At 71.0% G+C, this 9,476-nt stretch carries 9 protein-coding genes; 2 read left to right on the top strand and 7 right to left on the bottom strand.

Translation table 11 applies throughout. The annotated features are described in order from the left end of the window. Positions 1-537: 537 nt before the first annotated feature. The 4 genes from AC31A1_RS39515 to miaA form a co-directional block, all read right to left on the bottom strand. The gene (locus AC31A1_RS39515) at positions 538-2,691 is read right to left on the bottom strand and encodes a RelA/SpoT family protein (RefSeq protein WP_489657909.1); all 2,154 of its coding nucleotides are present in this window, start codon (positions 2,689-2,691) and stop codon (positions 538-540) included. Positions 2,692-2,976: 285 nt separating this feature from the next. After that, the gene (dapF, locus tag AC31A1_RS39510; protein ID WP_489657908.1) at positions 2,977-3,846 is read right to left on the bottom strand and encodes a diaminopimelate epimerase; all 870 of its coding nucleotides are present in this window, start codon (positions 3,844-3,846) and stop codon (positions 2,977-2,979) included. 60 nt (positions 3,847-3,906) lie between these two features. Beyond that, positions 3,907-4,407: a hypothetical protein gene (locus AC31A1_RS39505; RefSeq protein ID WP_393753388.1), complete on the bottom strand. Its 501-nt coding sequence runs from the start codon at positions 4,405-4,407 to the stop codon at positions 3,907-3,909. A 108-nt stretch (positions 4,408-4,515) separates the two neighbouring features. After that, complete coding sequence (gene miaA, locus AC31A1_RS39500; RefSeq protein WP_489657907.1) at positions 4,516-5,454, bottom strand: tRNA (adenosine(37)-N6)-dimethylallyltransferase MiaA; 939 nt, start codon at positions 5,452-5,454, stop codon at positions 4,516-4,518. 248 nt (positions 5,455-5,702) lie between these two features. Between miaA and AC31A1_RS39495 the strand changes: the two genes are divergently transcribed. After that, positions 5,703-5,930 (top strand): hypothetical protein, encoded by a 228-nt coding sequence (locus tag AC31A1_RS39495; RefSeq protein WP_489657906.1) that lies wholly within the window; start codon positions 5,703-5,705, stop codon positions 5,928-5,930. Positions 5,931-5,954: 24 nt separating this feature from the next. Then, positions 5,955-6,254 carry an antitoxin gene (locus tag AC31A1_RS39490; RefSeq protein ID WP_489657905.1) on the top strand — a complete coding sequence of 100 codons (300 nt, stop codon included), beginning with the start codon at positions 5,955-5,957 and terminating at the stop codon, positions 6,252-6,254. Between the two features lie 445 nt (positions 6,255-6,699). Here the strand turns inward: AC31A1_RS39490 and AC31A1_RS39485 are convergent, their stop codons facing one another. From AC31A1_RS39485 to AC31A1_RS39475, 3 genes are all read right to left on the bottom strand, one after another. After that, a complete protein-coding gene (locus AC31A1_RS39485) occupies positions 6,700-7,449 on the bottom strand; it encodes a class III extradiol dioxygenase subunit B-like domain-containing protein (protein ID WP_489657904.1) in 750 nt (249 codons plus the stop codon). 107 nt (positions 7,450-7,556) lie between these two features. Beyond that, the gene (gene miaB / locus AC31A1_RS39480) at positions 7,557-9,074 is read right to left on the bottom strand and encodes a tRNA (N6-isopentenyl adenosine(37)-C2)-methylthiotransferase MiaB (RefSeq protein ID WP_489657903.1); all 1,518 of its coding nucleotides are present in this window, start codon (positions 9,072-9,074) and stop codon (positions 7,557-7,559) included. A 63-nt stretch (positions 9,075-9,137) separates the two neighbouring features. Then, a partial coding sequence (locus tag AC31A1_RS39475; RefSeq protein WP_489657902.1) for a pyrophosphohydrolase domain-containing protein occupies positions 9,138-9,476 on the bottom strand: 339 nt, incomplete at its 5' end.

Raw genomic sequence — 9,476 nt, 5'->3', positions numbered from 1 at the left:
GTGCACCAGGGGGCGCGGGCCGGCGTGGGCTTTCAGGACGCCGGGACGCTCAACTCGGGTGCGCCTCTGCGGGTGGGGCGGCTTCAGGTCGGCGCATGCCTTGGAGGGTCGGGGCGCTCGGCACCAGCGCGTATCTCGGGATTCCGGGGCCTTCACGGCAGAGGCGCTCACAAGAGCCCACGCAGGGGGCATGGGGTACGCGTACCTCAACGGACCACGGTGGTCTGGGCGAACGCGGGTCTCGGAAGACCAGGGAGTGACTCAGGGCGGGCGCACGCCTCCGAGGGCAACGGGCACCGCAAGGCAGGCGTACCGCACGGCGCAGGAGACCAGAGCAGCTCAAGCCGGGCGCATACCTCAGAACTCCGGAGGGCTCACAGCAGACGCGCGTCGCGAAACCCCCTCCGGGGGGCTCATGGCATCCCTGTACCTCAACCGGCCGGGGCGGCTCAAGGCGAACGCACGCCTCAGGAGACCAGGGCGGCTCAAGCCGCGCGCGCGCCTCTGCGGGCCAGGGTGGCGAAGCCCGCGCCCCGCTCAGAAGGCCGTCGTGTTGTGGTGCTGCGCGCGGCTCACGTCGTAGACGCCCGGTACGTTGCGCATCGCCCTCATGAGGGCCAGGAGGTGGGCGGCGTCCGGGAGTTGGAGTGTGTAGGTGTGGCGGACGCGTTGCTGGGTCGGGGGTTCGACGGTCGCCGAGACGATTTCCGCGCCCTCCAGGGCGATCGCTTCGGTGAGGTCGGCGAGCAGATGCGGGCGGCCGAACGATTCGGCTACCAGCGTGACGCGGCACTCGGTGGTGTCGCCCCAGCGCACTCCGACTTCCGCGCGCCCCACGCTCTTCATGTGCGCCACCGCGCTGCATTCCACGCGGTGGACGGTCACGACGCCGCCGCGCACCGAGAATCCGGTGACCTCGTCGGGCGGTACGGGCGTGCAGCAGCCCGCGAGCCGTACGCTCGCGCCGGGCTGGTCGACAACCGGGGTGGCGGGGGCGTCCCCAGTATTCGGGGTGCCCGGGGTGTCTTCGGAGGCAGGGGGCGCCGAACGGACGCTCTGCGCCCCCTCGTTCGCCGCCGCGTCCTCTCCGTCATCGCTTCCCGGATGCGCCGCGATCCACCGCTGGATGGCGATCCGCGCGACGGGCGTGTGCGCGTGCTCCAGCCACTCCCTGGAGGGCTCGGAGGCCGGGTCCTGGCCCATGAGGAGTTGGACGGTGTCGCCGTCCTTCAGGACCGTGCTGAGGGTCGCCAGGCGGCCGTTGACACGGGCGCCGATGCAGGCGTGGGCGTCCTCGCCGTACTGGGCGTAGGCGGCGTCCACACAGGTCGCGCCGTCGGGCAGGCCCAACGTGCCGCCGTCGGGCCGGTACACGGTGATCTCGCGGTCCTGGGCGAGGTCCTCGCGGAGCGTCGACCAGAAGGTGTCGGGGTCGGGCGCGCCCTCCTGCCAGTCGAGGAGGCGGGAGAGCCAGCCGGGCCGGGTGGGGTCGGCGCGCTCGCCGTCGTTCGCGGCCTGTTGCTCCTCCGAAGGAGGAGCGTAGGGATTGCCGAGCGCGATGACGCCGGCCTCGGCGACCTTGTGCATCTGGTGGGTGCGGATGAGGACTTCGACCACCTGGCCGTCCGTGTGGGCGACGGCAGTGTGCAGCGACTGGTACAGGTTGAACTTGGGTACGGCGATGAAGTCCTTGAACTCCGAGACGACCGGCTTCAGGCAGGTGTGCAGTTCACCGAGAACGCCGTAACAGTCCGCGTCCTCGTTCACCAGCACCAGGAGACGCCCGAAGTCGGCGCCGCGCAGCCGGCCGCGCTTGCGGGCGACGCGGTGCACGGAGACGAAGTGCCGTGGCCGGATGAGGACTTCGGCCTGAATGCCGGCGTCACGCAGGACGGTGCGCACCTCGTCGGTGACCTCGGCGAGCGGATCGTCCGTGCGGGAGGCGTTGTCGACGATCAACTCGCGCGTGTGGTCGTACTCCTCGGGGTGGAGGATCGCGAAGACGAGATCCTCCAGTTCGGTCTTGAGCGCCTGGACGCCGAGCCGTTCGGCGAGCGGGATGAGGACGTCCCGGGTGACCTTGGCGATACGTGCCTGCTTCTCGGGGCGCATCACTCCGAGGGTGCGCATGTTGTGCAGGCGGTCGGCGAGTTTGATCGACATCACGCGGACGTCGCTGCCGGTGGCGACAAGCATCTTGCGGAAGGTCTCCGGCTCGGCCGCAGCGCCGTAGTCGACCTTCTCCAACTTCGTTACGCCGTCCACGAGATAGCGCACCTCGGCGCCGAACTCCTCGCCGACCTGATCGAGTGTCACTTCCGTGTCCTCGACGGTGTCGTGGAGCAGAGAGGCCGTCAACGTCGTGGTCTCGGCGCCGAGTTCGGCGAGGATCAGAGTGACGGCGAGAGGGTGTGTGATGTACGGCTCGCCGCTCTTGCGCATCTGGCCGCGGTGCGAGGACTCGGCCAGGACCCAGGCGCGGCGCAGCGGTTCGAGGTCGGCGTCGGGATAGTGGGCGCGGTGCGCCTCGGCGACATGGCCGATGGCGTCCGGCAGCCGGTCGCGCGCGGTGGGGCCGAGCAGGGCGGCCCGGCCGAGCCGGCGCAGGTCGATCCGGGGGCGGGCCTTCCTGCGGGGCACTGTGTTGGTCACAGGGCCTGGGCTCGCAGGGTTCGTGGCCTCCGCACTCATGGGCACCTCCGGCTGCTTGACCGGCGGACGGGTGCCCCATGGCGTACTCGGCTCAGGGGATGGTGACGATCCCCCGTCCGGGCCGGTGCTTGATGCTACCGAGCCCACCACGTGCGACTGACCGCCTCTCGCCGAGCGTGAAACGGATCACCCATTCGAGCGAAGGTCGGCAGGTTTACGGTTTTGCGCCACGCCATAGGAGGTCAGCCGTGGTTTCCAGCCGCACCGGAGGCCAGAGACTTCGGATCAGGGCTTCCGAGGCGGCCAGAACTGCGATTCACCCGTTCAGCGGATGGCGTTTTCCAGCCACTCGGCATCGATCTCGCCTTCGGCGACGATCACCGCGGGACCGGTCATCTCGATCTGACCGTCGGGGCGCTCGGTGATCACCAGCGTTCCGCCGGGCACATCGACGGTGTACGTCGCGTGCGTCCCGGTGACGGCAGGGTCGGCGCCGTCCCTGCGGGCGGCGGCCACGGCGACCGCGCACGCGCCCGTGCCGCACGAGCGGGTCTCGCCGGCGCCGCGCTCGTGCACGCGCATGGCGACGTGCCCGGGGCCGCGGTCGACCACGAACTCCACGTTCACCCCGTCCGGGTAGGCGGCGGCCGGGCTGAAGGGCGGCGGGGAGAACAGGTCACCGGCCTGCGCGAGGTCGTCGACGAAGGCGACCGCGTGCGGATTGCCCATGTTCACGTTCCGCGCGGGCCAACTGCGCTCGCCGACGCTCACCGTGACGTCCCCTTCGGGGAGACGGGCCCTGCCCATACCTGTGGTGACGTCACCGTCCTTGGCGATGTGCATGGACTTCACGCCCGCGCGCGTGGCGATCGCGAAGTCGCCTTCGGCCATATACCCGGCTCGCTGGAGATAGCGGGCGAACACACGGGTGCCGTTTCCGCACATCTCGGCGATCGACCCGTCGCCGTTGCGGTAGTCCATGAACCACTCCGCCTCGGCCGCCATGCCCCGCGCCTCGGGGTGCGCGGCGGACCGCACGACGTGCAGCAGTCCGTCGCCGCCGATGCCCGCGCGGCGGTCGCACAGGGCGGCAACGGCGGCCGGGGACAGGTCGATGGCGTTCTCGGGGTCCGGGACGATCACGAAGTCGTTCTCGGTGCCGTGCCCCTTGAGGAAGGCGATCCGCGTGCTCATTCCTCGATCGTACGGGGTGGCTATGACAACCCGACGACCCTGGTGACGGACCTCGCGCGGCTAACGGAGCCTGGCCACGCGCCACACGGCCAGGACCACGACTACGGCCACCATCAGGGCGTACGCGACGACGACCCGCCAGTCCGGGCGGCGCCCGGAGCCGCGCTGCGGGAAGCCGGGCCAGGTGTAACCGACGCGGCGGGCGGCCGTCGTGCCCCAGCCTGCCGCGCAGGAGCAGATGAGCAGACCGAGCATGGCGACCACGGCCCCGCTGTCGCCGAAGTCGAAGGCGAGCGGGAAGGCGAACATCAGGGAGCCGACCGCGGCCAGGGCCACGATGGGGGCGAGCTGCCAGATCCGCAGACGGCGCTGCGGGCGGAGTTCGACCTCGACCTCGGGGCCGGGGAACATCTCGTCGGGCCCGGGACCGTCGGCGGTCACGCCGCCCTGGATCTCGTCCGGGCCGTCCGGGCTCAGCCGGTCGTCGCCCTCTTCCGGTTCACCACGGTCCGCGGTGACCTGCTCGATGCCTTCTGCGGTGTCGCGAGGGCCGGCCTCCATCGCCACGCGCCCTCCCAACTCGGACTCCACTTGGTCGATCGAAGCTCGATGATGGCACGCCCCCGGAGGCCGGAACGGCGGCCGGAGCGTCCCGATGCCATGACGTGATCAGGCTGTAACCGGTCGTTCGACCAACGCCAGTGCCAGGTGCGGCAGTTCTGTGAGATCCGCCGCAGCCCCACTCAACCAGTGCACCCGGGGATCGCGCCTGAACCACGAATCCTGACGGCGCGCGAAGCGCTTGGTGGCACGCACGGTCTCCGTGCGCGCCTCCTGTTCCGTGCACTCCCCCGCGAGCGCCGCGAGCACCTGTTGATAGCCGAGCGCGCGGGACGCGGTGACCCCCTCGCGCAGACCGCCCGCGTCCAGCGCGCGCACCTCGTCCACGAGCCCCGCGCTCCACATCCGGTCGACCCGGCGCGCGATGCGCTCGTCGAGTTCGGGGCGCGCCACGTCGACGCCGATCTGGACGGTGTCGTAGACCGAGTCGTGGCCGGGGAGGTTGGCGGTGAAGGGCTTGCCGGTGATCTCGATGACCTCCAGGGCCCGGACGATACGACGGCCGTTGCTGGGCAGGATCGCGTGCGCGGCCTCGGGGTCGGCGGCTGCCAGGCGGGCGTGCAGGGCGCCGGAGCCGCGCAGGGCGAGCTCCTCCTCCAGCCGGGCCCTGACCTCGGGATCGGTGCCGGGGAACTCCAGGTTGTCGACGGCCCCGCGCACGTACAGCCCGGAGCCGCCGACCAGGATCGGCCAGCGTCCCTCGGCGAGCAGGGCATCGATGCGCTCTCGGGCGAGCCGCTGGTACTCGGCGACGGACGCCGTGACCGTGACGTCCCAGATGTCCAGGAGGTGGTGCGGGACGCCGGCGCGCTCCTCAGGCGTCAGCTTGGCGGTGCCGATGTCCATCCCTCGGTAGAGCTGCATGGAGTCGGCGTTGACGACCTCGCCACCTAGGCGCTGGGCCAGGAAGACGCCCAGATCGGACTTTCCGGCCGCGGTCGGTCCGACGACGGCGATGACTCGGGGGGCGGGGGGTGCGCTGCTCACGTTCCCAGTCTCGCAAACGTCGGACCCTCGCCTCGAACGAGTTACGTGACAGCACGCGCGCGGGGTCGTTGCCGTTGCGAGGTATCCCGCCGCCGGTTTCGGGAGGCGGTGACCCGGGCGACGCAAACGGACGCACCGGGCTACGCGGGATTTCGCCCGCACGAGTAACGTATGGAGTTGATATGGGCGTTTTTGACCGCATTCTTCGGAGGTCGAAGGCTACGGAGGAGGCGTCAACCGCCGAGGCTGTGGCCGACACGGACACGGTTGAGGCACTGACGGCCGGAGCAGCGGACGAGGTGTCGGAGACCGGGGCGGGGGCAGGGGTCGAGGAAGCGGCGGAGACGGAGATGACGGCGACGGAGGCCGTCGCGACTGGCGAGTCCGTCGACGCTGTCGACAGCGTCGAGATTCCGAAGCAGCAGTCCGCCGAAGTGGCCGCCGACAACGAAGCCGGTGAAGGCGCCCGAACGTAACTGCCCCGCGTGGGAAGGTGAACCATGGGTCTGATGGACAGTTGGAAGGCCAAACTCGCCCCGGCGAAGGACAAGGTCTCGGGCCTCGCGCAGCAGCACGGAGGCAAGATCGAGAGCGGCCTGGACAAGGCCGCGAAAATGGTCGACGAGAAAACCAAGGGCAAGTACAGCGACAAGATCCAGACGGGCACGGGCAAGGCCAAGGACGCCATGGACCGACTCGCACACCACGGCGACACGGGGACCACGGGAAACACCGGGAGCACGGGGGCGGAGGGCAGCGGCACGACCACACCGCCGGGCTCGACCCCGCCGGCTTCCTGAACGGCACCTGCACATCGATCGGCGGACGGCCGCGGAGCGTATGGCTCCTCGGCCGTCCGCCGTTCTACGCTCTGTGTGCGGGCGGGGGACCGTTCGGACGCCGGAGGATGCGTTCAATTCAGGGCGGGGCGAGCGGGCACCGTTCGGGGGCGCTACGGCAGCCTCGCGCGCATCTGCGGCCTACGGCCTGAGCAATGACGGCGGTGTACGGATGGGCGCCGCGTGCAGGCGCGTGTCACGCCCGCCGGCCGCGGAGGGGCGCCTCCCCGCCACGCTCGCCGTCCCGGCCACACACGGGCCCAGGGCACGCCACGCGGTACCCGCCTCAGCGACGCGCAGCCCCACCCCGCAGCCCCACCGGCGACGCTGAGCCCACCCACGGTTGACGTCACACAGGGCAAGTCACCATCGCCCCACGCGCCCACGACCGGGCCCGTACCTACGCCTACAACCAGGTAGCGACCACGTACCCGACCCCATACGGCGCGTCCTCGTACAACAACGCCCCGCCGAGGTCCGCACCCTCCGCCGCGCCCGCGAGCACCTGCCACGGCGCGCGGCCCGACGCCTTCAGCTCGTACGCCAGCTCGGCATCCAGCGCCTTGACCGCCGCCACGTCCGCCGCCCCCAGCGCACGTGCGACCTCCGAGTCGAAGGGGGCCGCCCGCTCGTCGAGATAGCCCGGCGCCTTCAGCGTCCGGCACGCGCTGGCGTCGCCCATCACCAGCAGCGCGACCCGGTCGGCCTGCGCGACGATGTCCCTCCCGGTTTGGATACACCGCTCGACCTCAAGAGGTTCCCCCACACCGAGTCCCTCGATCGGGGCGTCTGACCACCCGGTGCGCTCCAGCAGCCACGCGGCGACGGCGAGCGAGGGCGGAAGCTCACGCTCCGACGCCGCGCCGCTGTCCCGGGACCCGTCCCCGTTCCCGCTCCCGCTCCCGCTCCCGCCCAGCCGAACGTCGAGATCCACGCCGAAGCCGCGGAACGAACCCCGGGTGCCCTCGGGATGGGGCCCGCGCCCGCGCTGCTCGGCGGGCCCCACGACCACCAGGCGGTCGGGCCGCGCGGCGGCGAGCACGCCCAGCGCGTCGGTGCACGCGGCCCGCACGGCGGCCAGTTCGGGCGCGGCACCTGCGGCGACATCGGGGACGAGGAGCGGCGGGCACGGGCAGACGGCGGCGGCTACGAGCATGGCCGGAACACTAACAAGCCGCCTCAACACGTCACGCGGACAGTCCACATGGCCACGCCGTCGACTCGACGTGGACCCGGCGTCGCGCTCAGCTGTGTGCGACGACCTCAGTCGCAGCCGCAACCGCTCCCCGTGACGACCGGCAGCGGCGCGGGTGCGCCGATCTTCGGCAGGCCCAGCATCACGCCGACCGGTTTGGCGGCCTCGGCCGCGTTGCGCTTCTCCCAGGCGTCGCCCGCGCGCGTGGGGCGCACGTCCAGGGTGGGGCCCTCGGCGAGGAGGTGGTGCGGGGCGGCGTACGTGATCTCGACGGTCACCACGTCACCGGGGCGGACCTCCTGGTCCGGCTTGGTGAAGTGGACGAGGCGGTTGTCGGGGGCGCGCCCGGAGAGGCGGTGGGTGGCGCCGTCCTTGCGGCCTTCGCCCTCGGCGACCATCAGCTCCAGGGTGCGGCCGACCTGCTTCTTGTTCTCGTCCCAGGAGATCTCCTCCTGGAGGGCGACGAGACGCATGTAGCGCTCCTGGACGACCTCCTTGGGGATCTGGTTCTCCATAGTCGCGGCCGGGGTGCCGGGCCGCTTGGAGTACTGGAACGTAAACGCTTGCGCGAAGCGCGCCTCGCGGACCGCGTGCATCGTCTGCTCGAAGTCCTCCTCGGTCTCCCCGGGGAAGCCCACGATGATGTCGGTGGTGATCGCGGCGTGCGGGATGGACGCGCGGACCTTCTCGATGATCCCCAGGTAGCGGTCCTGGCGGTAGGACCGGCGCATGGCCTTGAGGATCGGGTCGGAACCGGACTGCATGGGCATGTGCAGCTGCGGCATCACGTTCGGCGTCTCGGCCATCGCGGCGATGACGTCGTCGGTGAAGTCGCGCGGGTGCGGTGAGGTGAAGCGGACGCGCTCCAGGCCCTCGATCGTGCCGCACGCGCGGAGCAGCTTGCTGAAGGCCTCGCGGTCGCCGATGTCGGAGCCGTACGCGTTGACGTTCTGGCCGAGCAGCGTGATCTCGGAGACGCCCTCGCCGACCAGGGCCTCGATCTCGGCGAGGATGTCGCCGGTGCGGCGGTCCTTCTCCTTGCCGCGCAGCGCCGGGACGATGCAGAAGGTGCACGTGTTGTTGCAGCCGACGGAGATCGACACCCAGGCCGCGTAGGCGCTCTCGCGCCGGGTCGGCAGCGTCGAGGGGAAGGCCTCCAGGGACTCCGCGATCTCGACCTGCGCCTCTTCCTGCACGCGCGCGCGTTCCAGCAGGACCGGCAGCTTGCCGATGTTGTGCGTCCCGAAGACGACGTCGACCCAGGGCGCCTTCTTCACGATGGTGTCGCGGTCCTTCTGGGCGAGGCAGCCGCCGACGGCGATCTGCATCCCGGGGCGCTTCGTCTTCATCGGGGCGAGCCGGCCGAGGTTGCCGTAGAGCCGGTTGTCGGCGTTCTCGCGCACGGCGCACGTGTTGAAGACGACGACATCCGCGTCCCCGTCCGAGCCCTCGGGCGCGCGCACATAACCGGCACCCTCCAGGAGACCGGAGAGCCGCTCGGAATCGTGAACGTTCATCTGGCACCCATAAGTGCGCACTTCGTACGTTTTGACGTCCACTGCCTCGCTCCGGTCACCGCTGCTCATGTGACAAGGGTAGGCGGTAGCGGGAGCGGCTCTTCCGGCGGCCGAAAACCGCCGTGCCTCGCGTCACTGACCGCTCGCGCCCCACCCCTGCCTGCGCAGCACCCCGGAGACATCCGGCGCCTCGTAGTGCTCCCCCTTGAGCACCTTGCCGTCGGCCCGGCGGGCGATCTCGCCGTCCGGGCCGATCTTGGTCATGTTGGCGCGGTGGATCTCGGCGATCACCTCGTCGAGGTCGACGCCGTGGACGAGGGCCGTGCCGTACGCGACGTAGACGACGTCGGCCAGCTCGTGCGCCAGTCGGTCCAGGGGGCCGCTGACCGAGACCTCGGCGACCTCCGCGGCCTCCTCGGCGAGCAGTTCGCCCCGGTGGGCGGCGAGGTCTCGGTCAGCGGCCCCCTGGAC

It is taken from the genome of Streptomyces sp. P5F9 (assembly GCF_057961495.1).
Note: the sequence above shows the minus strand (reverse complement) of the source record. Positions and strands in the feature narration are given on the sequence as shown.

Coding starts and splice junctions, on each gene's coding strand:
- AC31A1_RS39515 (WP_489657909.1), bottom strand. CDS start 2,691: ATGAGTGCGGAGGCCACGAACCCTGCGAGCCCAGGCCCTGTGACCAAC.
- dapF (WP_489657908.1), bottom strand. CDS start 3,846: ATGAGCACGCGGATCGCCTTCCTCAAGGGGCACGGCACCGAGAACGAC.
- AC31A1_RS39505 (WP_393753388.1), bottom strand. CDS start 4,407: ATGGAGGCCGGCCCTCGCGACACCGCAGAAGGCATCGAGCAGGTCACC.
- AC31A1_RS39490 (WP_489657905.1), top strand. CDS start 5,955: ATGGGTCTGATGGACAGTTGGAAGGCCAAACTCGCCCCGGCGAAGGAC.
- AC31A1_RS39485 (WP_489657904.1), bottom strand. CDS start 7,449: ATGCTCGTAGCCGCCGCCGTCTGCCCGTGCCCGCCGCTCCTCGTCCCC.
- miaB (WP_489657903.1), bottom strand. CDS start 9,074: ATGAGCAGCGGTGACCGGAGCGAGGCAGTGGACGTCAAAACGTACGAA.